At 60.7% G+C, this 22,767-nt stretch carries 23 protein-coding genes and 1 pseudogene; 14 read left to right on the top strand and 10 right to left on the bottom strand.

The genetic code is table 11. The features are described 5' to 3' along the window. Window positions 1–1,610: MobA/MobL family protein (locus tag MXC11_RS11145; protein ID WP_250010260.1), on the bottom strand; the 1,610-nt coding region annotated here is incomplete at its 3' end. Between the two features lie 215 nt (window positions 1,611–1,825). On the opposite strand from MXC11_RS11145, the gene MXC11_RS11140 reads away from it, so the two are divergent. Continuing rightward, window positions 1,826–2,269 (top strand): conjugal transfer protein TraD, encoded by a 444-nt coding sequence (locus MXC11_RS11140; RefSeq protein ID WP_250010259.1) that lies wholly within the window; start codon window positions 1,826–1,828, stop codon window positions 2,267–2,269. Window positions 2,270–2,285: 16 nt separating this feature from the next. Then, a complete protein-coding gene (locus MXC11_RS11135; RefSeq protein ID WP_250010258.1) occupies window positions 2,286–3,224 on the top strand; it encodes a 3'-5' exonuclease in 939 nt (312 codons plus the stop codon). 253 nt (window positions 3,225–3,477) lie between these two features. Here MXC11_RS11135 and MXC11_RS11130 read toward each other — a convergent pair whose 3' ends face one another. The 7 genes from MXC11_RS11130 to dcm all read right to left on the bottom strand — a co-directional run bounded on the left by MXC11_RS11130 (window position 3,478) and on the right by dcm (window position 11,024). Next, on the bottom strand, window positions 3,478–4,524 hold the full coding sequence (locus MXC11_RS11130) for a DNA-binding protein (RefSeq protein ID WP_250010257.1): 1,047 nt from the start codon (window positions 4,522–4,524) through the stop codon (window positions 3,478–3,480). A gap of 508 nt (window positions 4,525–5,032) precedes the next feature. Further along, a complete protein-coding gene (locus MXC11_RS11125) occupies window positions 5,033–6,376 on the bottom strand; it encodes a RepB family DNA primase (protein WP_250010256.1) in 1,344 nt (447 codons plus the stop codon). 470 nt (window positions 6,377–6,846) lie between these two features. Then, entirely contained in the window at window positions 6,847–7,062 is a 216-nt protein-coding gene (locus tag MXC11_RS11120; protein ID WP_250010255.1) for a hypothetical protein, read from the bottom strand. Next, on the bottom strand, window positions 7,062–7,700 hold the full coding sequence (gene parA / locus MXC11_RS11115; protein WP_250010254.1) for a ParA family partition ATPase: 639 nt from the start codon (window positions 7,698–7,700) through the stop codon (window positions 7,062–7,064). Before parA ends, MXC11_RS11120 begins: the two co-directional genes overlap by 1 nt. A 395-nt stretch (window positions 7,701–8,095) precedes the next feature. Continuing rightward, entirely contained in the window at window positions 8,096–9,295 is a 1,200-nt protein-coding gene (locus tag MXC11_RS11110; RefSeq protein ID WP_250010253.1) for a type II restriction endonuclease, read from the bottom strand. Further along, window positions 9,262–9,741 carry a very short patch repair endonuclease gene (locus tag MXC11_RS11105; protein WP_250010252.1) on the bottom strand — a complete coding sequence of 160 codons (480 nt, stop codon included), beginning with the start codon at window positions 9,739–9,741 and terminating at the stop codon, window positions 9,262–9,264. Before MXC11_RS11105 ends, MXC11_RS11110 begins: the two co-directional genes overlap by 34 nt. Continuing rightward, window positions 9,738–11,024: a DNA (cytosine-5-)-methyltransferase gene (gene dcm / locus MXC11_RS11100; protein WP_284060484.1), complete on the bottom strand. Its 1,287-nt coding sequence runs from the start codon at window positions 11,022–11,024 to the stop codon at window positions 9,738–9,740. Before dcm ends, MXC11_RS11105 begins: the two co-directional genes overlap by 4 nt. A gap of 132 nt (window positions 11,025–11,156) precedes the next feature. Between dcm and MXC11_RS11090 the strand changes: the two genes are divergently transcribed. Genes MXC11_RS11090 through MXC11_RS11070 form a run of 5 tightly spaced genes read left to right on the top strand, consistent with a single transcriptional unit; the run spans window position 11,157 to window position 16,451 of the window. Continuing rightward, window positions 11,157–11,681 carry a hypothetical protein gene (locus tag MXC11_RS11090; protein WP_250010251.1) on the top strand — a complete coding sequence of 175 codons (525 nt, stop codon included), beginning with the start codon at window positions 11,157–11,159 and terminating at the stop codon, window positions 11,679–11,681. Window positions 11,682–11,731: 50 nt separating this feature from the next. Beyond that, entirely contained in the window at window positions 11,732–13,375 is a 1,644-nt protein-coding gene (locus MXC11_RS11085) for an ATP-binding protein (RefSeq protein WP_250010250.1), read from the top strand. Window position 13,376: 1 nt separating this feature from the next. After that, a complete protein-coding gene (locus MXC11_RS11080; RefSeq protein ID WP_250010249.1) occupies window positions 13,377–14,207 on the top strand; it encodes an HNH endonuclease in 831 nt (276 codons plus the stop codon). Then, the gene (locus MXC11_RS11075; protein WP_250010248.1) at window positions 14,200–16,020 is read left to right on the top strand and encodes a DEAD/DEAH box helicase; all 1,821 of its coding nucleotides are present in this window, start codon (window positions 14,200–14,202) and stop codon (window positions 16,018–16,020) included. The genes MXC11_RS11080 and MXC11_RS11075 overlap by 8 nt, the downstream gene beginning before the upstream one ends. Beyond that, window positions 16,020–16,451 carry an EcoRII N-terminal effector-binding domain-containing protein gene (locus tag MXC11_RS11070; protein ID WP_250010247.1) on the top strand — a complete coding sequence of 144 codons (432 nt, stop codon included), beginning with the start codon at window positions 16,020–16,022 and terminating at the stop codon, window positions 16,449–16,451. Before MXC11_RS11075 ends, MXC11_RS11070 begins: the two co-directional genes overlap by 1 nt. Before the next feature lie 430 nt (window positions 16,452–16,881). Here MXC11_RS11070 and MXC11_RS12220 read toward each other — a convergent pair whose 3' ends face one another. Both MXC11_RS12220 and MXC11_RS11060 read right to left on the bottom strand, forming a co-directional pair. Beyond that, window positions 16,882–17,022: a hypothetical protein gene (locus tag MXC11_RS12220; RefSeq protein WP_349665527.1), complete on the bottom strand. Its 141-nt coding sequence runs from the start codon at window positions 17,020–17,022 to the stop codon at window positions 16,882–16,884. A 46-nt stretch (window positions 17,023–17,068) separates the two neighbouring features. Beyond that, the gene (locus MXC11_RS11060; protein WP_250010246.1) at window positions 17,069–17,629 is read right to left on the bottom strand and encodes a recombinase family protein; all 561 of its coding nucleotides are present in this window, start codon (window positions 17,627–17,629) and stop codon (window positions 17,069–17,071) included. Window positions 17,630–17,772: 143 nt separating this feature from the next. Here MXC11_RS11060 and MXC11_RS11055 point away from each other — a divergent pair, with 143 nt between their 5' ends. From MXC11_RS11055 to MXC11_RS11025, 7 genes and pseudogenes are all read left to right on the top strand, one after another. Beyond that, window positions 17,773–17,970 (top strand): hypothetical protein, encoded by a 198-nt coding sequence (locus MXC11_RS11055; protein ID WP_250010245.1) that lies wholly within the window; start codon window positions 17,773–17,775, stop codon window positions 17,968–17,970. Between the two features lie 156 nt (window positions 17,971–18,126). Next, the gene (locus MXC11_RS11050; RefSeq protein WP_250010244.1) at window positions 18,127–18,630 is read left to right on the top strand and encodes a hypothetical protein; all 504 of its coding nucleotides are present in this window, start codon (window positions 18,127–18,129) and stop codon (window positions 18,628–18,630) included. After that, window positions 18,620–19,003, top strand: a complete 384-nt coding sequence (locus MXC11_RS11045; RefSeq protein ID WP_250010243.1) for a hypothetical protein — start codon at window positions 18,620–18,622, stop codon at window positions 19,001–19,003. Before MXC11_RS11050 ends, MXC11_RS11045 begins: the two co-directional genes overlap by 11 nt. A 154-nt stretch (window positions 19,004–19,157) precedes the next feature. Then, on the top strand, window positions 19,158–20,492 hold the full coding sequence (locus MXC11_RS11040; RefSeq protein ID WP_250010242.1) for a ferredoxin reductase family protein: 1,335 nt from the start codon (window positions 19,158–19,160) through the stop codon (window positions 20,490–20,492). 142 nt (window positions 20,493–20,634) lie between these two features. Next, on the top strand, window positions 20,635–21,399 hold the full coding sequence (locus tag MXC11_RS11035; RefSeq protein WP_250010241.1) for a hypothetical protein: 765 nt from the start codon (window positions 20,635–20,637) through the stop codon (window positions 21,397–21,399). Window positions 21,400–21,428: 29 nt separating this feature from the next. Beyond that, window positions 21,429–21,839, top strand: coding sequence for a DUF4279 domain-containing protein (locus MXC11_RS11030; protein ID WP_250010240.1), 411 nt, complete (start codon window positions 21,429–21,431; stop codon window positions 21,837–21,839). 220 nt (window positions 21,840–22,059) lie between these two features. Then, window positions 22,060–22,692, top strand: a pseudogene (locus MXC11_RS11025) (IS1182-like element ISPmo1 family transposase); the annotation flags it as partial. Window positions 22,693–22,767 lie beyond the last annotated feature (75 nt).

Raw genomic sequence — 22,767 nt, 5'->3', positions numbered from 1 at the left:
GCCGCCCGCTGCTCCAGCGCCCGGATGCGCGCCAAGGCCGGCACCTGCTCCTGGGCAATGCGGGTCGTAGCCGCGCTACGCAAGGCCTCGGCCATCTCACGGGCGCGCGTCGCCTGCGGGGCGACCTTCTGATACTGCCCGCGCATCTGCTCGATGACCTGGGCGCGCTCGTCCAGATAGGCCGCACGCATCACCCCGGCGTCGTGCGCCTTGGCTCGGATGGGATGCGCTTCACGCCAGGCCTGCGCCTCGCGGTGTGCCTCGTTGGCGCGTCCCTGGAGGGCCTGGACCTGCCCGGCCAGCGTGCGATGCGTCCGGGTCGCCTCGATCACCGCCGGATCTCGCTCCACCAGCTCGGCCACCGGCGCTAGCCGTTGCCGCTCGATTTCGGCGCGCAGTTCGGCCGCGTTCATACGCTCGATACGCAGCTGTTCCTGGCGAAGCTCGGCGGCCCGCAGCCGCTCGCGCTCGGCCTGCCGCTCCTCCTCCCGCCGCTCGCGCGCCTGGCCAATCGGCTCGTGGAGCGGCTTCTGGCTCACCTCGGCAGGCGTATGCCGAATTACCCCCCCCTCGTCATGATGAATCAGCCCCCCTTGGGGTTCCTGGCGCTGCGCTGCCGCTTGCCGTTCGCGCTCCTGGGCCTCCGCCTGAGCCTTGGCCTTTCGCCGCTCGGCCAAGGCCTGCTCGACCTCCTGCGCGAAGGCACTCGGCGGGGCGCTCTTCGCCCGCTCATCGACATCGGATTTCATGTTGCGAATCAACGCACCGAGCGCTGACTCATCTGGCCGGCGAGCGCGCTCGCTTTCGCGCTGCTGCCGGCGCTGCCGCTCGGCTTCCAGGTGAATGATTTCGGCTCCGGTGTCCGGCACCGCGCGGCGCAGCTCGGCGGCGGCTTGGGTCACCTCGGCGCGGGCGGCGCGAAACTCGATCACCTGGGCACGGCCTTTGCCGCGCCAGGCGCTCGGCAACTGCTTCCGTTCCGGCACCTGGCCGGTCTGCCGCTCGGCATGGCTGCGCATGTCGATCCGCTCGGCCAGGCCGGCCCGCTCCAGGTGCGCGTTGCACATCGCCTCCCAGCGGCTGCGCAGGGCCACCAGATCGGCCTTGCGCTCGGCCGCCGTCAGGGTCTGCCCGGCGTGCGGCCCGTAGCCTTTCCGCGCCCCGCCACGCTCGGGGTTCTTCGCGTTGTAGCGCTTGAAATACTGCTCGGGGTCGCGCTCGATACCGTCGCGCTGCCGCTCGCTGAACATCAGGTGCGCGTGGGGCTGCTCGCCGCCATCGGCGGCCTGGGGGTTGTGGATCGCCCACTGATAGGCATGGCGGTCGCCCAGCTCCTCAGCGACGAACGCCCGAACCAGCTCGATCCGCTGCGCGGCGCTCAGCTCGCGCGGCAGGGCAATTTCCATCTCCCGGTAGGTGGTGCCGTTCGCCCGCTCATGGACATCGGCGGCCCGCCAGAACTCCAGCGGGTTGGCCTGCGCCCACAGCGGCAGGTTGCCCGCCTCGCAGGCCTCCAGCGCCTCGCCTTTCTCCCGGCGATGGGCGTACTCGCCTTCCCGCGCGATATAGGCGGCATGCGGCCCGGCCTTGCCGGTCTTGCCTACCTTCATGCTGAGTCGCGCAATAGCCATATACTGTAGCCCTTCGATCTGTATTTTCGCGCCCGCGAAAATGCTCTGGCTTCTGCCCCCGGCAGGGCGCGCGTTTCTCGGCTTGCCGAGAAACAACTAAGCGCGCCTTCTGCTTCACAGAAGGAAAAAGCGGTCAGTGTCAGTCTGACAGAATAGCGCTAGACTCAGCAATCCAACGGACAGGGAGAACTCCCATGCATGACGAATGGTTGACGGCCCGGATTGCCTACCTGCGCGGCCTCAAATCGCCCAGCGATCAACAGCGCCTGCTCCTGCTGCTGGCCGACAAACCCGAGCGCAGCAACGACGACAACCGCAAGCTCTCCGCGCTGGTGAAAGCCGAGAAGGCCGCCGAGCGCGCCCAGAAGGCCAAGACCAACGCCGCACGCATCGTCAACGCCGAGAAAGCCGCCGAACGTAAGGCCCGCGACCGTGAGCTGTACCAGTCGGCGGGTTTGCTGATTCTGGCCGGGCTGGTGGACACCAAAACCGGACGCCCCACCGTGGACCGTGGCGAGCTGCTGGGCGCCCTCCTCGGCCTGGCCAAAGTGCCGCTCGACGACCAGCGCCGCAGCGAATGGAAACGCGCCGGAGACGCCCTGCTGGCCGCCAAGTCCTCGACGACCACGGAGCTGTAACCAAGGAGCCGCCGCCATGCGAACCGCCAAGGTGCTCGACCGCCTGAAAGCCGAGCAGGCCAAGAACCCGGACGTGCCCCACTACGACATCATGGGCACGCCTTGGCCACAGCCACCCCGCGACGTGAAAACGGCCGGGTACTGGAAGCTGGAAGGCAGACGGCCGGCACGCGGGGAACAGCCCTGCGCCTTCGTCGTCAGCGGGCACGGCAGCAGCTACAACCCCACCGGCTGGGTAGCCGCCTACCACCTCAGCCAGACCGTCGAGATTCGTCGTCGCCAGGTTGCCCCCCAACCGACGCAACGGATCACCGCGCCGCTACCGATAGCCTCCGAACCGCTCCCCCTCATCGAGGACGACCGCGACGAAACCCGCCAGCGGCTCGACAGCCTGGCCCGCCTGCTGGAACGCGCCCCGCTGGGCGGGCAGGTGCTGTACCTGGACACCGAAACCACCGGCCTGGCCCCGACCACCAACGACCTGCTGGAGGTCGCCGTGGTCGACGAGTCCGGCGCGGTGCTGCTGGATACCCTGGTGCGGCCCCGCCGTCGCCAGGCCTGGCCCGAGGCTCAGGCGGTGCATGGCATCCGTCCCGAGGACGTGGCCACCGCCCCCGAACTGGCGACCGTCGCCGCCAGGCTGGCCGAGGTCATCGAGGCCGCCGGCGCCCTGGTGATCTACAACGCCCAATTCGACCTCGGTTTCCTGCCTGCACGGGTACGCAAGCTGGCCGCCCAGAAAGCCGTCTGCGCGATGGAGGCCTACGCCCTGTGGGTCGGGGACTGGAACGACTACCACGGCAATTACCGCTGGTTCCGACTCACTGCCGCCGCCATGGCAGCCGGCCACACCTGGAGCGGCCAGGCCCACCGCGCCCTGGCCGACACCCTCGCCGCGCGCAGCGTCTGGCAATGGCTGCACGCGCAAGCGCTCCCGAACCCGCGTGACGTTTGACCTGCACGGCCAGCGGGGCAATCCTCCCCGCCCCCGCGCGGGATAGGGGGTCCGATTCGGCATGGAGAGCCCGCCCGCAGGCCGTGACGTTTGACCTACGCTCCCACCCCGCAGCGCTGCCAGAACTACCGCCTGACGCGCTGCGCTTGTCGGGCATCGAGCGCTGCGGCGCTGCGCACGCGCAGCCCCTCCGCTGGCTCGACGCCTTTCCGGGTAGAGCAACCCCAGCCTCCAGCGGCAACGCGCTCGCGGCTCAGGCGGACGGCTCGCCGCCCTCAGCCTCCGAACCGGCGACCAGATTCAGCCGGGCCAGCAGGGCGGCCAGAGCCGCGCTGTGCGACTGCTCGCTTTCCAGCTTGCCGGCCAGCACGGCAGACCGCTCGCGGGCTTCGGCACCGACCGCCTCGGCCTGGCTGATGGCGGCCTTGGCCGTGTTCAGTTCGCCCAGCAGCTGCTCGCGCTCCTGCCGCGCCCGCTCGATCTCCTGGGTCTTGCTGGCCTCGACGGAACTCAACTGGGCGCGCAGCACCGCGACGGCATCCTGGGACTGGCGCAGCTCGCCGGCCAGGGTCGCCGTCTCTGCACGGCCGCGCTCGCTTTCCTGGTGCGCGCTCTCCAGTTCACCCCGCAGTGCGGCGGCGCGCTGCTCGGCATCCTGCGCCTGAGCCTCGGCGCGTTCGGCACGGGCGATAGCGGCAGCCAGCTCGGCGCGAATGCGCCCCTGCTCCTGGTGCGCGTGGTCAAGCTCGCTGCGCAGGTCGGCGGCGCGCAGCTCGATCTCCTGGGCGCGGGCCTCGGCGCGCTCAGCGCGGGTGGCTGCCGTGACCAGTTCGGCGCGCAAGGCTGCCAGCGCCTGGGCCTGGGTGTCCTGCTGCTCCTGGTGGAGCCGGGCGGATCGCTCGGCGGCGGCCCGAACCTCCTCCAACTCGGCAGCCTGCCGCTCGTAGGCGTCGGCCAGCTCATGGCGGTCGTGGTCGGCCTCGGCCCGCTCGGCTTCCCAGGCGGCCTGGGCAACACGCAATGACTCGTTGGCCAGCTCCTGGGCGGTCTGCCACAGCGCGACCAGCGCCGCGCCGTGCGCCTGCGTCACCACCTCGGGGACCGTGACGGCAACCGGCGCCGCCTGAGCGGTCTGAGCGCGGCGCCACTCGCGCATCACGGCACTTGCCGCGTTCATGTCGACACGCGCGTGACGGCGCACGGCATCCACGGTCGGCATCGACTCGCGGCCGTTCTGCTCATACAGCTCCTGAGCGGCCTGGATAACGCGCTCACGCACCTCGGTGGGGATCATGGACATAGCAGCGATTCCTTTCTGTAAATGTCCCCACAGCGTAGCATAAGAATAATCATAATATTATGATTATTCTTATGATTGTTATGGTAATTATTCACTAAGCTAACGACAGGTCGCCCGCCGCACCCTAGTCAGGGAGTGGCACACTCGGGCGCCGAGTCCAATCCAAGCTTGGACAGAAGCAGCATCTTCCACATCCCCGTAGAAACAGGAAATCGGTGTTGCATGGGGCATGTTGCCCACCGGCTACGCCCGTGGACAACATGCCAGCCCTCGACCCCCGCAAGCGGGGGACCCCCACTCGGGCTTCAAGAGCAAGAGCACTATAGTTTTACGAATTCAAAAGCACGGCCTACGGCCGCCGATATGCTGGCCCTTACGGGCACAGCTCGAATGCAGGCCGCCATGAAAGGCGGCCGCTCTCGCAACAGTGCTGCGGCTACGCCGCAAGCCCTCCACCAAAGAGCGAGGGCTTCGCCATTAGTAATACGGACGGACTTGTGCCAAACATTTACCGACTCTCCTGCTGACCTGCAGCCGCCTGTAATACGGACGGACTTGTGCCATTTTCAGATGGGTCAGGCTTCCCAGCTCGATACCAGGAACGACGGCTCATCCCCAACGCCTCCCAGGGCTTCTGACGGCTCGCAGAATTGGCCTCATAGGTTGCACGATCAACCGCCCCAGCGGCTCGTCTGCGGGCCGTGTGGCGCTCCTTGTCGCGTTCCTTTGCCATGTCCTGGCTGATGAGCGTGCGCAGCGCGCGTTGCTCGTTGTCGGTGATCTGGAACAGGTTGATGAGGGTGTCGTTCCTAGGCGTGTAGAGCGGGGCAAACTGTCTGCCTCCAAACTCCACCTTCTCGCCAGCTTCGTACTGCTTGGCTCTCGCGTAGAGCGTCATCAGCTCCTTGCTGCGGTAGTTCCAGGATGAATCCAGCTCTCGGGCCAGTGCTGCCGCTTCGTGGTACATCTGGGCGCTATTCGTGGCCCCGGACAGCAGCAGGAAGTTCAAACGCCAGAAGAGATGCAGCATCCGCTCACCCTCTATGACGCCTCCTCGTAGCTCTGCCAGCCGCCGCAGGTCCTCCAGCCGATCCCAGGCCAGTTGACGGCCAGAGAACCCGCGTAGGTTGCTGCTTCGGCCTCCAGGAACAAGCTGGAGTTGCCGACGCTCGATGCGCTCCTGACGTTGCGTCTCAATGTCCCAACGGGCCACCGGCAGCAGCATTTCAGCCAGATAATCGAACGAATAGCGCACCGGCTGGCCATCAGGCCCGTTCTCGACATGCGCCACGCGGCAAACCTCGCCGCTCTTGCTGTTCACCGTGTCGACGAGCCTCAGCACTCGCGAGGCATCTTTGGCCGCAGGGTCAGCCCCCAGAGCGGCTAGTCGGTCAACCAGATGTCGCTGGCAGGCGTTCCATCGTGGGAGCGCCTGCCGCGGCAACGGGCGATCCAGAAACCACTTCGCCTGGATGCCTCTACCAGAAAAGACCAGTAGAGATGGAGCTGGAACGCCTTCGTCCGCGCAGTGATACAGCACCGATGCAGCCAGCTGATCGGGGCTGCGCCCTGAGAGGGCGGGCACTCGATAGGTATCCAGATCAGCGAACAGCAGCCCGATACGCGCAAGATTGACGACTCGCCGATTGGGCCGGATGAACTCAGCCTGAGACAGCCAGGTGTCCCGACTGTGATCGAGCATCGAGAGCACAACGGGCATCTGTGACAGCCGGTAGCTATCCTGCCGCTTCCCAGTAGGAGAGCCGACTAGCAGCGAGAAGAAGCCGTGCCGATTGATGTCGTGATACTGCTCGGCCTCGAACAGTGATAGTTGCTCTACTGCGCTCGCCATGGCTCACCGCAGCAGCGTGCGAGCCAGAATTCGCCCTGCATACCTGCTCCCCCAAATTTCCGTTTCAAAACTCGGGGAGTGCCTGACAAACCAATAGACGACGCCAATTCGAGCGCCTAAAATGGATTACCAGGTCTCGCATCCGGCCAGCTAAACCAGATTCTCCCGAGACCATAGGCAGTAGATGGCGCCAACCATCACACTGCCCGTGAAGCCCCGCGATGCGGGGCTTTTTCGTTTTCGCTTCCCGGCCGCCAACGGGAATCTAAGAGGCTCAAAGAGCCAAACACCCCGAGGCGGATGGCAATTGGCGGGGCGTTATCGTACAAAAATTGACAATACGCCTCTTTTTTACACGCCGCAACTCAACTACGCACAACCTTGTAGGCCCCATATTTCCTGAGTCGAACACAAAAAAGCACGAAAGCACATTGGTGCTTTCGTGCTCATGTGCTTTCGTGCTCTAACTTCTAGTCTACGTCCTGCACTTCGGCTGGTTGGCCATCGAGATACAGGGCAACAGCCTCAGCAACTATTGCCTTCATCGAAGTGTCGCGTTTGAATGCTGCCTTCTTCAGGCGTCTCCAGTCTCGCGCCGACAGCGTGACGTTGAGCCGCTTGTCATCACCGCTGATTGCCGTTTTGCTGCGCGCCTCTGTACGCGCTGTGCGAGCTTTGAGCACCATCAATTGTTCCCCAGCAGTGCCATCGCTTCCCGCGCAATGGCCTGAATCTCTTCCTGCGCAGCCCTAGACTGCGGCTCCTCAAAAACCGTCTTGCCTTCCCCTGCAGTCGACGCGTAGACCACACGCTGAGTCGTCCCCGCATCGAGCGTCGGCAACCCGTACTCATGCAGCGCCTCGGCCACCTCCCCAGCCAACTTGGTGCTTTTGATAGCTCGACTCACTACGAACGCAGCGAGCGGCCGACCGTCAGTGACTTCCTGTCGGGTTTTCACCAGATCAACCAGTTCAGCAGCTGCCCAGATATCGTAAGGGCTCGGCTGCACGGGAATCAGCACCAGGTCAGCCGCCCGGATCGCCGCGACCGCCATTTCCGAGGCCTGGGGACAGCCATCAATGATGATGAAACCCTCACCGGCTTTCTTACCTTCGAGCGAAGCCAGTAGGGTTTTCCGGTCCAGGCCGATCACCTCCATCAACTCGATGCCGCCAGCCTCAGCCCAATCGCGGGCGCTACCTTGAGGGTCACTATCGACCAATTGAACTGGATGGCCCGCGAGCTGCAGAGCCCGTGCCAGGTTGACGCTAAGGGTGGTCTTACCGCTTCCCCCTTTTTGGTTGAGCACCGCGATTTTTCGCATAAGTCCCCCGCGAGTATTGGCCCCACTAAGAGCGAGGCACAAAAGCACGAATGTGCATTCGTGCTGATAGTACACGCTAACTGATGGATGTCTAGGCACAGAAGCACGTATGTGCTTTTAGTGGGGTCCCAAGGCGGGAAGCGGGCCGGTTGTCGGTCATCAACGCGAACTCCGCCCCATGTCGGTTTAGGTAGTTGGTACAACCTGCAAGATGCGCAGGGTAGCAATCTGTTCGCGCATACCTTTCGGCTAGGCGAGTTTCTTGGCCTTGGCGGCCGGCGCGGCGGTGGCTTCACCTTCGCTTTCTAGCTCAGCCTCGTCTACTGCGGCACGGCATCTGCGGCGTTTGAGTTCTGGCAGTCCGAGCGCAGCGACAAGTCTGGGAGTTCAGCTGATCAAGCGATTGTCTCCCTGACCAGCTGGACATACTGGCCAAGGTCGAGCAGCCAGTCCTGCTGCTCCGGCGTGTAGGTCTGGCCGATCTCCCGCGGAGTGACCAGTCGGAGGTTGTTCGCGGCCATCTCGTCGGTCTGGTGGGTGCTGATGGCAGGCTCCAGCGTCAGCAGGTGCTTGTGCGGAATGCGCTTGGCCTCTGCCAGCACCTGCCGCCAGCGGTCCTTGCAGGTGGATTTGGATGCGAGCATCGCCAGCTTGGCCTCCGGCCATTGCGTGTCGTGGTACGCCTTGGCTCCCGGGAACAGGAAATCGACCTTGCTGCGGTGTTCCGTGACCACCTGCCAGCCATAGGGCAGCCGGCAGGCTTCGAAAACGGCTTTCAGGTGGTGCTCCAGGGCATAGCCGACCCGCGATTTCCGGCGGTTCTGGACGCTCAGGGAGAACTGCACGAAGTGGTCCACGTCGCGGAATCCGGCCGCCAGCTGCTGCTCGACGATCTGCCGCTCCAGAGTGCGGAAAAGCATTTCCTCGTGCCTGATCCAGGCCATCAGCGCGGTGTCGGGGTCTTTCGAGGCAGGCAGGGTGTCCGGGCAGCTTTCGCGCGCCCAGGCGCTGAAATCCTCGGTCGCCGGGAATGTCGGGCCGAACTTGGCGATTATCCGGTCGAGCCAGCTTTCATCGTCAAGCCGTGTCTCGATGCCCAGTTCCTCGAGAATCACCGCTTCCGCTAGGCTCACCATGCGCTGGCCCGCAACCTGGCGCACATCGAACCCCTTTTCCGGGAGCCGGTCGATTCCGAACAGCCAGCGGATCTGCTGTTCGCTGGTGGAGCCTGGCGGGGTCATCACCAGCAGCAGGCTTCCATCTAGGCAACGGGCGATCACGCAGAAATCACCCTCGGTCATCCGGGCCGTCACGGGGTTTTCGCGGTAGTACAGGCGGTATTCGGCCGACCTGTCCGGCTGGTTGATCCGGGTGTCGTACCAGGTCAGCACGCCACTGGCCCGCAGGGGTTCCTCCTGCTCGTCATCCAGGTAGAGGAATGTCCCGTCCAGATAGACCTTCTGGGCGCCGGGGTTGCCGAGGATGGAGGTGAAGCGGTTGGAGCCGATTTCGTGCTGGTGGGATTTCGGGGTGGCGTCAACGCCGCTCAGGTACTTGGCGGCTACGCCGGTGAAGTGCTTGCGGAGGCTGTCCATGCAGGGTTTCCATTGTTCAGGTCGCCGGAGCATAGCCACTCGGCAATCCGCTCTACAACGGGCTGATAGCCAGCTTTCCGGGCGTCCCGCAGCTCGCATTCCCAGACTTCCAGCACCCGCCAGCCAAGTCCGGCCAGCGCCTGTCGCACTTCCGCATCCCGCTCCCGGTTGCGGCCGATCTTGGCCAGCCAAAACTCTGTCCGGGTGCCAGGAACCTTGAACAGGTGGCAGTTGTGCCCGTGCCAGAAACAGCCGTGGACCATGACCACGCTTCTGTAACGGGGGAAAACGAGGTCCGGCTTTCCCGGCAGGTCTTTGACGTGCAGGCGGTAGCGGAAACCGCGGGCGTGCAGCGCACGCCTCACGATCATTTCTGGCCGGGTGTCCTTCGAGCGGATGCCGGACATCATCTGGCTCCGCTTTTCGGAGCTGACGACATCCGTCATGCAGTAGCCTTTTCAGCCTCGAACACCAGCTGTGCCTGCCCCTGCTGCTGGCCCGCCAGGATGGCCTCGACATGCGGGCGCATCAGCTGTGCGATGGCCTTCACCTTGGGCACCACCACCGCATTGCCGAACTGCTTGTACGCTTGGGTATCCGAAACCGGAATCTCGAACAGCGGCTGGCCGGGCATGTCGAAGCCCATCAGGCGCGCGCACTCGCGCGGCGTCAGCCGGCGCGGGCGATTGCCCTGCTGGTGCACCAGGATTTCGGAACCGTCCTTGTAGTACCGGGCCGACAGAGTGCGGGTCACGTCGTCACGGCCGTTGATGCCGAAGCCGAAACCGTTACCGGCTGCCTTGTGCTTGTCGGCGTAGGCCTGCAGGTAGTTCCAGAGCTTTTCGGTCAGGGTGTACTTCTCCGCGACCATGGCCGCGTCACCCTCGGTGAAGGGGGCTTCGGCCTCCTCGTCGCCGTTTTCCGGGTGCAGGATGTCGCCCAGTACCGGCGGTTTTTCCGGGAGAACCAGCTGGTCGAAGTCGAACGGCACGTCCTCGCGGAAGCCCACGATGAAGATGCGTTCGCGGTGCTGGGGCACCCAGTGCTGCGCGTCGATAATCCGGTGGTGGACGTGATAACCCAGCTCGTCCTGCAGGGTTTCCATGATGGTCTGGAAGGTGCGGCCCTTGTCGTGCCCCTTCAGGTTCTTCACGTTTTCCAGCAGGAAGGCCGCCGGGCGGTGGTGGGCCAGGATACGGGCCACGTCGAAAAACAGAGTGCCCTGTGTCTTGTCCTCGAAGCCGTGCGCGCGGCCCAGCGAATTCTTCTTGGAGACGCCGGCAATCGAGAACGGCTGGCACGGGAATCCGGCCACAAGCACGTCATGGGCCGGAATCTCGCTGGCCTCGATCTTGGTGATGTCGCCGGTCACCTCGTGGTCGCACTCGTAGTTCGCCTGATAGGTCATGCGGGCGTACTTGTTCCACTCGCTGGTGAACACGCACTGCCCGCCAGCTGCGTCGAAGGCCTTGCGCATACCGCCAATGCCGGCAAAGAGGTCAATGAAGCGGAAAGCAGCTCCAGGCTTGCTCGAGTGGCCTCTGGTCGCGTGGGCAATCCGCTCGTTGATAACCTTGAGGGCTAGCTTGTCAGCCTGAATCTGCCCTTTCTCCCAGCGGTAAACCGTGCTTTTCGATTTACCGGTCAGCTCCATCACATCCTCGATGGTCATGCCTGCTTTTTCGCGCAGCAGGGCGAAGCTGGTCTGATGGTTGCTGAGGGGCATCATTCAATCTCCGGGAATGTTTTTCGCATTTTGCGCATTCTGGATATTGGAAAGGACTATGACAACAGGGCATCATGGGAAAATCGCAAAAAAACTGGAAATCCATACATGGGGAGTGATCTGGAGAGGGCGCGAATGGCCCGCCTGCAGCGGCAGATGGCGGTGGCCGGCTGGAAGCCGGATGCGGAGACGTTGGCCTGCAACCCGGTGAAGCTGTGGCTCTACAGTGTGAGTCTGCACGGCGGGCCGCGCATGGTCACCCAAGCGGGCGCGCAGCTTTACCGGGAAATGCTGTGCGGTGGCGGAGTGATGGGCGATCTTGCCGCCCAAGTGCCGGTGCCAGGCGATGCGCTGTCGGATGCGCTGCACTTCTACGATGCGCTGAAGGAGCCGGATGCAGACGCCCGCCAGATACTGACCATGTACCTTGCGATCTACGCCTGCAGCACGCGCACATGGGACATGGTGAAGCCGCTGAACCAAGTCGAGGGGGCGCACTTCTTCGTATTCGACTGGATGGCACGGGATAGGAAGACGCGCGTATTGCGCCCGGCCCATCATCACCAGCCAGGTCCAATGAGCGACGAAAAGGTGGCGGATCTGTTCCGCTTCGTGCTGGATGCGCACCTGCGGAATCATCCAGGCGACATGCCGGCCTAGCGTCCTGCTGCAGGCGAAAAGACAATTACCCGACCAGATAGAGGCAACAAATGGATCAAAGCCTGATTAACGAGCCGGATGCTTCACGTCTGATTTTTGGGCTCAGGGATACGGGGTACAACTTCAGGACAGCCGCGGCTGACATTATCGATAACTCGATCGCCGCTAATGCTGACGAAGTCCATGTCAGAATCTCAATGACCCCCGAGGGGCGGAAGTTCGTCTATTTCGGTGACAACGGAGACGGCATGGATGCGCAGGGCGTGCATAATGCGCTGCGCTATGGCGCGCCTGAACGAGAGAATCTGGCGAGCCTGGGCAAATTCGGCCTTGGCCTGAAAACAGCATCAAGCTCCGTATGCCGCCGTTTCACGGTGATCTCCCGCAGATCGCCCGATGCCTCGCTGACGAAGCTCGCCTGGGATCTCGATCACGTCGAGAGTACCGGCAAGTGGGAGATGCTGCGTGAAGCCCTCGAACCCCACGAGGAAGAAGCTTGGGAGGAGCTGTGCGGCGACAAGGGAACGCTTGTTGTCTGGTCCAAGTGCGACCGGCTTCTGTCCAAGAACTACGACGAGCCGGGCGGGACTAAAGAGCAGGGGGCGATCAAGCGCCTGCGAAGCAGCCTCAAGGCGCACATCGGCCTGATCTATCACCGATTCCTCGATACCGACGATGATCGCCAGCGTAACATCAAGATCACGGTAAACGATGAGCTTGCTGAGCCATGGAATCCGTTCTATCCCGAGAAGTCCGAGCAGGTCTTGTCAGAGCCCCAGCAGGTGATCGATATCACCTCCGTCGATGGCGAGAGTACCGGCCAGGCGACCATCCGCGCATGGATATTGCCTAACTCGAACACCCTGACCAAGGAAGAGAGGAACAAGGCAAACATCACCAACCGCGGGCAGGGGTTCTACATCTACCGGGAGGGCCGTCTGATCAACGAGGGCGGCTGGCTCGGTGTGTTTGGCTCGCAGGGAACTTTCGAGCCTCACATGTCCCTGTTACGGATCGAGTTCGATTTCGGGCACGACCTTGATGAGGCCTTCTACGTAGACGTCAAGAAGTCTCACATCCTGTTCGACCCGGCGATCGAGGAGTACCTCAATACGCTGCTCAAGGGTGCCCGGCGCGAGGCAGAGAACCGTTACCGGCGAAAGCAAAAGGAAGTCGCTGCAGAGGCGGTCCTGAATCATGCGCCCGCGAACGTCAGCATTGCCGAGACGCCCAACGTGAAGAAGCCGGTCGTCAACGAGGTGGATGTAGGCAAGCAAAGCGCCACCATCACCAACAGCACGGGCTCTCGCATTCGCATCAAGCAGCCGGTCCAGAACAACGTGGACAAGAAAAGCCTGTTCGTTGATGCGGTGGATGACATCACATCGGGCGAGTTGTGGGTGCCGGCCCTGCGTAGCGTGGAAACTACCGGGCATGTGCCGGGCGTTCAGATCAACAAGCACCACGAGTTCTACCAGAAGATCTACCTGCGGGCCAGGTCGAGTGGCTACGCCGTGCAGGGCATGGATCTTCTGCTTTGGGCATTTGCTGTGGCTGAGCTTGAGTATGTGAACGAGGAGATGGCACCGATCTTCGCGGACATCCGCGAGGTGGTTTCCTCTAACCTGCGCAAACTCCTGCGCAGCTTGCCGATGCCTGATGAGGAGGACCTCGCGGACGACGGGGACGAGTGACATGCTCGCCCAATACCAAGCGCTCATTGCCGGGGAGCTGGCTGAAGGGACGGGGGCTAGTATCGCCGTGCGTCCCTTCAATGTCGGGCGGCGCCAAGGGCTGAGGATCTGGTTTGACGACCTCGATGAGAAGCATGGCCCCGTTGCGGAACTCCGGCCGCATGGACTCCTGACCCACAGGGTCAGGCTCTCCTTCGGTCTGTTCTCTGCCAGGGTCATCGCTCAGATGGCCGGCGCACAGGAAGAAGACAAGGTGCTGGCTCGTGCGCTGGTGCGCTCGGTAGCTCAGGCTGCAGAAGTCTCGATCGCCGAAGACCAGACCCTTGAGGTATGGGAAGTTACCGGCAGCGGATTCGAGATCATCGCCAACTACCGCCACAAGACGCTGGCACCAGACAGTGATGAAGCCGTCGCGGTCACTTGCCGCGAAGTCATCGTTCCACTCATGGCTGCCATGGCTGAACTCATCGGCTACGACATCGTTGAGCAGACTGCTGAGTCCGATGTGCCGGAGGTCGAGGGCGGACTGAGCCGGGCAGTTGTCAACCGGCGCGAGCGCAACCCCAGAAACCGGCTGCTTTGCCTCAGAGTCCATGGATACGCCTGCCAGGCCTGTGGGATAGACCCCCGTGTCGTTTACGGGGAGGCCGGTAATGTCATTGAGGTACATCACCTCGAGCCCGTCTCGATGCTCAAGAGTCCTCGCCCATACGATCCGGTAACCGATCTGGTTCCGCTCTGCCCAACCTGCCACCGTGCCGTCCACACCCGTCGCCCTTGGCCTTTGAGCCTTGAGGAGCTGGCCAGCCTAATGCGGAGACCACATGACTGATCCGGCCCTGCTACCGCGCGCTTTCACTGAACTCGCCAAGAACCTTCCATCAGGCATGGTTGTATCGGATCGTGTGCTCGATGCCGAAATGCTCATCGACCGTATCGATGGTCGCATCACAGCCAGTCTGGCGGGGGTCAGAACTATTCGTGGCGTTAGGCACCTGCTGAAAGCGCCATCACCCGCACATAACTGGGTGCTCGATGCCGGCACTGTCCGTCCGCTGCCCATAGATGCGCCGACTGCCTTCCTGTCCATGCTGGACGGGGGGAGGGTGGATGATCTCTCTTACAGCCAGGCGGTCGGCCTCTTGCGCAGGGGGGATGGCGAGCTGTCCATATCAGCTACTGAGCGGTTTCATGCAGCAGGACGTATCTCTGCCGAGGCGCTGCCAGGCACCCTCGAAGTACCCGGTCTCAACGCCTCGCTATTCCCATACCAAGCCCGAGGCGTGCAGTGGATGCAGGCGACGATCGCGCGGACAAGCGGACTGATCCTTGCGGATGAAATGGGGCTTGGGAAAACGCTGCAAATCATCGCGTTGCTGCTCATTGATCCGCCGCCTCCATCGTCACCAGCCCTGATCATCTGCCCAGCCAGCCTGATTGCAAACTGGTCGCGCGAGCTCGAGCGGTTCGCGCTCTCACTGACGCTTTCAGTCCATCTCGGACCGCGCCGCACCGGAATCTATCGGGGGCTGCAGCAAACCAATATCGTCATCACCACCTATGACACGATGGTGAATGACATCGCGATCCTGTCGGCGCTCGAATGGTCCTGGCTGATCTGCGATGAAGCCCAAGCCATCAAGAATCCCGATTCCAATCGCCGGCAAGCCATCGTCAGTATTCCGCGTCGTCGCACAATCCCGATGACCGGCACGCCGGTCGAAAATACGCTGATGGATCTGTGGTCGCTGATGGACTTTGCCATCCCGGGCATCTTGGGAGATCGCAAGGCGTTTGAGAGGGACTACCCTGACTCGCTCGAGGCTGCAAAGGCACTGAGCTCCGTCACCGACCCCGTGATTCTCAAACGGCGAGTGGCCGATGTAGCAGCGGATCTGCCCGAGCGTATTGATGTGGATCTGCCTCTAGGGATGGACGACCTCCTTGCCGAGCACTACTGCACGGTTCGAGAGGAGACCCTTGCACGCTACCCGGTTGCCGGCGCACTGGTGGCGACTCTGCAGCTTCAGCTGGTGTGTGCTCACCCATGGCTGCGCAGCCCCAGCCCCTATGACGAGGATGGCGAGTTCGCAGAGGTTGACCGGGGTAGCGGACTCCCGCTGATGACTCCCAAGATGGAGCGCACCATCAGCCTTCTGCGGGAAGCCTTTTCCAACGGCACCAAGGTCATAGTGTTCGCCTTGTTCAATCGGATCGGTGATCTGATCCGGGAGGCGGGTGTTGAGCTGCCCCCAGCATATTGGGGGGCGATCAATGGCTCCACCGCACAGGCTGACCGACAACGGATCATTGACGAGTTTTCCAGCCATGAGGGGCCAGGATGCTTGGTACTCAATCCCAAGGCAGCCGGTGCGGGCCTGAACATCACGGCAGCAACCTTGGTGATCCACTACACGCCAGTTTGGAATCCAGCACTGGAAGCACAAGCCAGCGCACGGGCTCATCGTCGCGGGCAGACCATGCCTGTCACCGTGTGCCGGCTCTATTTCGAGGATACCGTCGAGCGTGTCATGCTTGATCGGTCAGTATGGAAACAGGCGCTCGGCAACGAGATCATTCCCCTCTCGCATCGTGACGAGCAGGATCTGAAGCGGGCGCTCACCATTGAACCAAGGAAACCCTAATGGCGAGAACCACTTTCAGAAAGACACTGAGCGCAAACGATGTCGGGAGTACAGGTGGGCATCAGGCCGGCATCCTAATTCCGAAAGGGGAGAAAGAGCTGCTGGCAATGCTCCCTCCGCTCGATCCAGGCATCAAGAATCCGAATGTCTGGCTGGATTGCGTTGACGAGAGCGGCGAGCATCGGCGCTTCAAATTCCGCTACTACAACAATAAGCTGCATGATCCAACCGGCACTAGGAATGAATACCGGGTCACCTACATGACGGCTTGGTTCAGGAACCTTCGCGCACGAGAAGGTGATGTGTTCGAGATCAGCAAGGGGCCTGAAGACGACCGGTTCCGAGTCAGGGTCATCCCGGCGGGTGCGGAGAGTCCAGAGTCCAGCACTCCGGCCCAGATCCAGCTTCGTGGCTGGCGAAGGGTCCACTGAACAACCCAGGCTAGCAGCGACCCACGAAGAGTATGGTCCCGGAATGGGATGGAGGTGCGGCGTTTTCTCGAGCAATCGCTGGTGCATGATGCCCTTGCCCAAGGCTGGGCAAGTCGATACCGAAAACGAAGGTAGAGCGCCGTTTCAGTTTGAAGCGGCAGGATTAGCCGTAACCACACGGTGTCGAGTGAGGTGGCCCACTGAATGCTAGTCCTGACGCCCCCTCTGCCACATCAGCGCCAAACTCATTTTCCAAGCCTTGAGCAAGGCGTGGTTCGCCCCTTTGGTCCCGATGCGCTTACCGGTCACCAGCTGGACGTAGACCTTTACCTTGCGGGGGGCGGCGCGTCTTCACGGCAACAGCCGCGGGCGACTCCAGCTCAACCGGCTGCGGATCGAGGATGGCGACAACCTTCGTCAGATCAACGCCTTAGTCCGCCATCAGCGCCTGCAGCTTCTCCTCGAACCCCATTTCGCGTTGCAGGCTGGTATCAGCCTGCAGCTGCTCCAGCAGGGCCATCTGCTTCTGCAGCTCACGCTCGGCACGGCGAAATTCGGCCAGTTTGGACATGTCATCTCCTTGGGTTTCGTAACGGAATCAAAGCGGATACGGCCGGCTACTCGTCGGTGCGCAGGTATTCGTAGAGGGTCGCCCGGCTGATGCCGAACTCCCGGGCCAGGGCGGCCTTCGGCTCGCGCGCCTCGACGCGACGGCGCAACTCGGCGACCTGAGTAATGTTCAAGGCTGGCTTTCGCCCCCGGTAGGCGCCACGCTGCTTGGCCAGGGTGATCCCTTCCCGCTGCCGCTCGCGGATCAGCTCGCGCTCGAACTCGGCGAACGCCCCCATCACCGACAACAACAGGTTGGCCATCGGCGAATCTTCACCGGTGAAGGTCAGCCCTTCCTTGATGAACTCGATGCGCACACCGCGAGCAGTGAGCTGCTGCACCAAGCAGCGCAGGTCGTCCAGGTTGCGGGCGAGACGATCCATGCTGTGCACCACCAGGGTGTCACCCTCGCGGACGTAACCGAGCAGCGCGTCGAGCTGAGGACGCTGCATGTCCTTGCCGGAGGCCTTGTCGGTGAACACCTTGCTCACCTGGGCGCCTTCGAGCTGGCGATCCGGGTTCTGGTCGAGGGTGCTGACCCGGATGTAGCCGATCCGCTGTCCCTGCATGCTGTCTCCATGATGAATGTGTATGGATGAACCCTAAGGAGCTGCCGGACACCTGTCAAACAATACATGAAACGACCCTATCCAGACGCACGGAAACGGGTTTCCTGAGTGTCTGGATAGGGTATAGGTCAGGAAGACAGTGGATGGCAGCCATCGGCCAGAAGCGGCCACTAATTTCTTGGCAATCAACAGCAGAAAAAGCATTATGGAAACAACTTCTCACGCGCAGTCCCATCTTCGGCGGCATGGATGCCTTGCTTATCTCACACAAGCATTCATTCCTGCTAGCTTTGGCGACATGCTGTGAAGCGCGGGCTTATGCCGCATTCGGCTATAACTGACTTATACCGCGTTCGATATAACGTCGCAGCAGAAGGGAGTGAAAGATGCATAAAACACTGATCCGCAAGAGAAAAGTCAACATTGTTAGCGAAATGTTAGGCTGCGTATTAGTCGAGCGTTCGGTCTAATCACTGTTATGCATTAAGGGAGAATCAATGCTCAAACCAGTAGTGCAGGAAGAAACCACCGGATGCGGAATCGCGTCGGTTGCCAACATTCTGGGCAAGACGTACTCGGAGATGAAGGCCGTAGCCAATGCTATGGGCATCCATGCTTCGGACAAATCGCTATGGTCAGATACACAGTATGTCCGGCGTATGTTGTCGAGCGCAGGTGTCAAAACTTCCGCTGATGAAACCCCATTTGAATCTTGGGAGGCATTGCCCAATCTGGCGTTGTTGTCTATCAAGCACCATCAGGAAGAAGGCAAGGACTTCTGGCACTGGGTTGTATTCAAGCGCGTGGGAGGTCAACCATTTGTGCTGGATTCGGCTAGTTACCTGCCATCCAATATCCGTCAGGATTTCGATGCCATGCAGCCCAAGTGGTTCATCAAGGTCGAAAATGCAAAACCAGGCGCTGTTGTCGCCGCTATCGCGGCTGGGACGGCTTACGCTTCGCTCCAGCCGCCCCAGAGCTTATCGTTAGATGCGCAATAAGACTGAAGCCTCCTTTTGGCGTTTCGTGGCGGGTGCTTTAGGCCTGTCGCTGGTGGTATGTGTCCTGATCAATACCGCACGAAACGACGCCGTACCGCATCAGATCACGCTTTTCCTCTTCGGCTGTCTGGTCGCTCTAGGCGTCGGAAGTACAATCGTGAACCCGAATACGTCGCAGGCCATGCTCTCAGAACATGAAGAGTTCAACTTTCGTAGAAAACAATACGCCGTGGGCTTCTTCTTTAGCGCGATTCTCGCGCTCTTATTGTTCCTAACGGAATTGCGCCACTCCGTTCTGGCGTGGTTATTCGCACCCATTATTGCTTTGCCGTTCGGTCTTCTGATTCGAAACCGCATAACAAAGAAAGGGTAATCGCTGAAAAGTGTACTAACCCCACTGTCCTACAGGGTGCACGGTCTCGGCGCCGCTGCATCTAACATTCGGTTCGAGAGAGGACGCGGCAAAAAGTGACGCGCCTCTCAACCGAGCCGTTGGGCTACATACGAATTTGCATCGAAGGTAATCCATGACACGCATTAAGGTTTCACTTCTGGTTGTCCTGCTACTGCTGACTGCGCTATGGCTCGCCGCCGATACGCTGTTGCCCGAGCCGTTCACGTACTTCTCGTTTCGCACCGTGTTCATGCAGTACAGCGGGGTGATCGGCATCGGCTTGATGAGCGTGGCCATGCTGCTGGCGCTGCGCCCGAAATGGCTGGAGCCGCATCTGGACGGGCTGGACAAGATGTATCGCCTGCACAAGTGGTTGGGCATCGCCGCCCTGGTGGTCGCCATCGTTCACTGGTGGTGGGGAAAAGGCACCAAATGGATGGTGGGTTGGGGCTGGCTGGAAAAGCCCGCGCGCAAACCGGTGGCCGGAGAAACCCTCGGCGCCATCGAAGGCTGGCTGCGCAGCCAGCGGGGGTTTGCCGAATCCGTCGGCGAATGGGCGTTCTACGCCGCCGTCGTGCTGATCGTTCTGGCTTTGGTCAAGCGCTTCCCCTACCACTGGTTCGTCAAAACCCACAAATGGATCGCAGTCGCCTACCTTGCCCTGGCCTATCACTCCGCCGTGCTCACCAAGATGGAGTATTGGACGCAGCCGGTCGGCTGGCTAATGGCGGCCTTGCTGCTGGGCGGCACCGTGACCGCGCTGCTGACCCTGACGGGGCGGATCGGCACCGGCCGCAAGGTTACGGGAACCATCGCGGGTCTGATCGATTATCCCGCGCTGCGCGTGCTCGAGACCGCCGTCGTGCTAGAGGACGGCTGGCGCGGCCATGCCGCCGGGCAGTTCGCCTTCGTCACCTCGGACAAAAACGAAGGCGCGCATCCGTACACCATCGCCTCCGCCTGGAACCCCGCTGACCGTCGGCTCGTCTTCATCACCAAGGCGCTGGGCGACCACACCAGCCGCTTGCGGGAAAGACTGAAGCTCGGCATGCCGGTTACGGTGGAAGGCCCTTACGGCTGTTTCGACTTCGAGGATGCGCAGCCACATCAGATCTGGGTGGGTGCGGGCATCGGCATCACGCCGTTTATCGCCCGCCTCAAGCAACGCGCCGCCACCCCGGACGCAAAGACGATTGATCTCTTTCATCCGACTGCCGAGTTCGAACAGGCCGCCATCGACCGCCTCACGGCAGATGCCAAGGCCGCGGGCGTGCGGCTGCACCTGCTGGTCGATGGCAAGGATGGGCGCTTGAATGGCGAACGTATCCGTGCCGCCGTGCCGGAATGGCAGTCCGCCAGCATCTGGTTCTGCGGCCCGCCGAGGTTTGGTCAGGCGCTGCGCGAGGACTTCCTCGCCCACGGCCTGCCACCAGAGCGTTTCCATCAAGAACTGTTTCAGATGCGTTGATGGCAGCCCTAATGCAGCTTATCCGATGAGGTTTATCCACTGAATGCCCAACCCATCATTCCACCGGACGCTGCGCGATAAAGCCGCGCAGCACCGGTGAATTCAAACGTTATATGAGCATGACACAGATGGAGTCTTCTGCGTGATCCTAATTGACCATTACAGGCCCATCACAAGCAACTGGTTTTTCTGGGTTCTAACTGCGGCGCCTACTGTTCTTGGCATAGTTCTCGGCATAATTGTTTGGTCCGATATGGATCTGTCTTTGTCGCCTATAGGATACGAAACATTCCTAAGAACAGGGGCGCTTCCTATTGGTGTGATGGGTCTAGCGTTTCCATTAGGGGGCATATACGGGCTGGTTCATAAATCCAAGCAGTTGTCACAGCAAATACTGGACGAAAAACTTAAACGTCTGTACGAAAAACATATGCCAACCGTAAACTCGATAGACGCGATTCTGGTGCATCTCTACCGTCTCAGCAACCATTCCTATGTCCTAAATGGCTGGATAGTTGGTAGAAAAAGAGGTAATGACCAGATTGCCCAAAAACTTCAAATAATTATTGAAGATTGGTCATCTCTCTATTCCGAGGAAAGATTTTTCCCAGCTATGGCAAGAATTACCAATTTAAGCGAAGAGCTCGACGCCGTTATGTGCGGGTACGAAAGAGGCCTTACAGATCATGTGATTCCCGGGAATCTGGAGTTCACAGATATAATGCGAGACGAACATCTAGCCAAATTTAAAGAACTTGAGCAAAAGGTTTTGGAGTATCGCCAAGCTATGGTAGCTGAATACAATGAAGAGGCAAATGGGTTGGTCAGGTCTTTCGGTTTAAACGGTAGCCAAAAGATAAAGTCATATAACAAACGCCTTCAAAGTGACGCGCAAGCGCGCACTTGAGGCGAGCGTTAGCTCTCTAGGAGTGCTGAGTGGATACTAATGAAGGGAGGGTATACTTCGCCCTAGATGGAGATGACTTTGACCCTGACGAAGTGACTGAATTTCTCGGAATTGAACCGACTTCAATCAAACGCAAAGGCTCCAAAGTCCCAGGCAAAATCCCAAAAATTAATTCATGGGAGCTTTCAACAGAAAACATTGTTAACGAATGCATCGATGTTTTCGAAATGTCCACTGCAATAGTCAACAAACTAAAGGCCAAGAAGGAGCTTATTCTTCAGGCAAAGGACCGGTTCAACGTCTTACCGAGATTTGAAGTGGTTTTGTGGTTTTCCACGAATGAAAAGCATTCAACTCCAGCAATAGGTTTCGAAGTTGAAACAGTAGAGTTTTTGGGTGAAATTGGTGCGTTCTTTGATATCGATACATATAAGCACTAAAGCAAAAGAGCTAACAAGTGGCTGCTGTCGGACTGGTAAAAGCTCCGGCTTCGCCTCCACTTTTACCAGCCGCAGAGCCGGGCGTTAGGTTATCCGAGCAAAAGTGACCCGCCCCTCATTCCTCAGTCACTGTGAATGTCCGCTTCTGGCCCAGAGTGTGTAAAAACATCCCGGTAAACCCTTGCTATGATTTCCGAGAATCTCATCGCAAGGGACGCCCATGAAACGGTTTATCCAGGGTGAACATCGAGGTCAAAGCACCTTACTTCCCGAAAGCCTCGACGACTACGTCAGCGATACCAATCCGGTTCGGGTGGTTGACGTTTTCGTCGATGAACTCGATTTGGCCAATCTAGGTTTTGATGGCGTCATTCCAGCCGAAACCGGCAGACCTGCCTACCACCCGGCGATCCTGCTGAAGATCTACATCTACGGTTACCTAAACCGAATTCAATCGAGCCGACGTCTGGAGCGAGAAGCCCAGCGCAACGTCGAACTCATGTGGCTAACCGGGCGTTTGATGCCCGATTTCAAGACCATCGCCAACTTCCGAAAAGACAACAGCAAGGCCATTCGCGGCGTCTGCCGCCAGTTCGTTTTGCTCTGCCAGCAGTTGGGGTTGTTTGACGAAAACCTGGTTGCCATCGACGGCAGCAAATTCAAGGCAGTGAACAACCGTGACCGCAATTTCACCAGCGCCAAACTGAAGCGGCGCATGGAAGAAATCGAGGCGAGCATCGGCCGTTATTTGGCTGCGCTCGATGCGGCTGATCGACAGATTCCTAGCGCCTCCGCGCCAGACATTGCCAGCCTGGAAGATAAAATCGCCAAGCTCAAATCGCAGATGAAAGAGGGCGGCCGCAAAAACTGAGTGCAACACCTGACCTTTCCGGTACGGTGTTGCCATGTCTTACCACGAACTCAGCGT

The sequence above is a fragment of the Pseudomonas eutrophicaquae genome, assembly GCF_023544715.1.
Lineage (GTDB): Bacteria > Pseudomonadota > Gammaproteobacteria > Pseudomonadales > Pseudomonadaceae > Geopseudomonas.
The sequence above is the reverse complement of the archived record's forward strand: the minus strand, read 5'-3'. Positions and strand labels throughout refer to the sequence as shown.

Excerpts from the sequence above, each read along its gene's own strand:
- MXC11_RS11140 (WP_250010259.1), top strand. The coding sequence starts at position 1,826 with ATGCATGACGAATGGTTGACGGCCCGGATTGCCTACCTGCGCGGCCTC.
- MXC11_RS11135 (WP_250010258.1), top strand. The coding sequence starts at position 2,286 with ATGCGAACCGCCAAGGTGCTCGACCGCCTGAAAGCCGAGCAGGCCAAG.
- MXC11_RS11130 (WP_250010257.1), bottom strand. The coding sequence starts at position 4,524 with ATGTCCATGATCCCCACCGAGGTGCGTGAGCGCGTTATCCAGGCCGCT.
- MXC11_RS11125 (WP_250010256.1), bottom strand. The coding sequence starts at position 6,376 with ATGGCGAGCGCAGTAGAGCAACTATCACTGTTCGAGGCCGAGCAGTAT.
- MXC11_RS11120 (WP_250010255.1), bottom strand. The coding sequence starts at position 7,062 with ATGGTGCTCAAAGCTCGCACAGCGCGTACAGAGGCGCGCAGCAAAACG.
- parA (WP_250010254.1), bottom strand. The coding sequence starts at position 7,700 with ATGCGAAAAATCGCGGTGCTCAACCAAAAAGGGGGAAGCGGTAAGACC.
- MXC11_RS11110 (WP_250010253.1), bottom strand. The coding sequence starts at position 9,295 with ATGGACAGCCTCCGCAAGCACTTCACCGGCGTAGCCGCCAAGTACCTG.
- MXC11_RS11105 (WP_250010252.1), bottom strand. The coding sequence starts at position 9,741 with ATGACGGATGTCGTCAGCTCCGAAAAGCGGAGCCAGATGATGTCCGGC.
- dcm (WP_284060484.1), bottom strand. The coding sequence starts at position 11,024 with ATGATGCCCCTCAGCAACCATCAGACCAGCTTCGCCCTGCTGCGCGAA.
- MXC11_RS11090 (WP_250010251.1), top strand. The coding sequence starts at position 11,157 with ATGGCCCGCCTGCAGCGGCAGATGGCGGTGGCCGGCTGGAAGCCGGAT.
- MXC11_RS11085 (WP_250010250.1), top strand. The coding sequence starts at position 11,732 with ATGGATCAAAGCCTGATTAACGAGCCGGATGCTTCACGTCTGATTTTT.
- MXC11_RS11080 (WP_250010249.1), top strand. The coding sequence starts at position 13,377 with ATGCTCGCCCAATACCAAGCGCTCATTGCCGGGGAGCTGGCTGAAGGG.
- MXC11_RS11075 (WP_250010248.1), top strand. The coding sequence starts at position 14,200 with ATGACTGATCCGGCCCTGCTACCGCGCGCTTTCACTGAACTCGCCAAG.
- MXC11_RS11070 (WP_250010247.1), top strand. The coding sequence starts at position 16,020 with ATGGCGAGAACCACTTTCAGAAAGACACTGAGCGCAAACGATGTCGGG.
- MXC11_RS12220 (WP_349665527.1), bottom strand. The coding sequence starts at position 17,022 with ATGTCCAAACTGGCCGAATTTCGCCGTGCCGAGCGTGAGCTGCAGAAG.
- MXC11_RS11060 (WP_250010246.1), bottom strand. The coding sequence starts at position 17,629 with ATGCAGGGACAGCGGATCGGCTACATCCGGGTCAGCACCCTCGACCAG.
- MXC11_RS11055 (WP_250010245.1), top strand. The coding sequence starts at position 17,773 with ATGGCAGCCATCGGCCAGAAGCGGCCACTAATTTCTTGGCAATCAACA.
- MXC11_RS11050 (WP_250010244.1), top strand. The coding sequence starts at position 18,127 with ATGCTCAAACCAGTAGTGCAGGAAGAAACCACCGGATGCGGAATCGCG.
- MXC11_RS11045 (WP_250010243.1), top strand. The coding sequence starts at position 18,620 with ATGCGCAATAAGACTGAAGCCTCCTTTTGGCGTTTCGTGGCGGGTGCT.
- MXC11_RS11040 (WP_250010242.1), top strand. The coding sequence starts at position 19,158 with ATGACACGCATTAAGGTTTCACTTCTGGTTGTCCTGCTACTGCTGACT.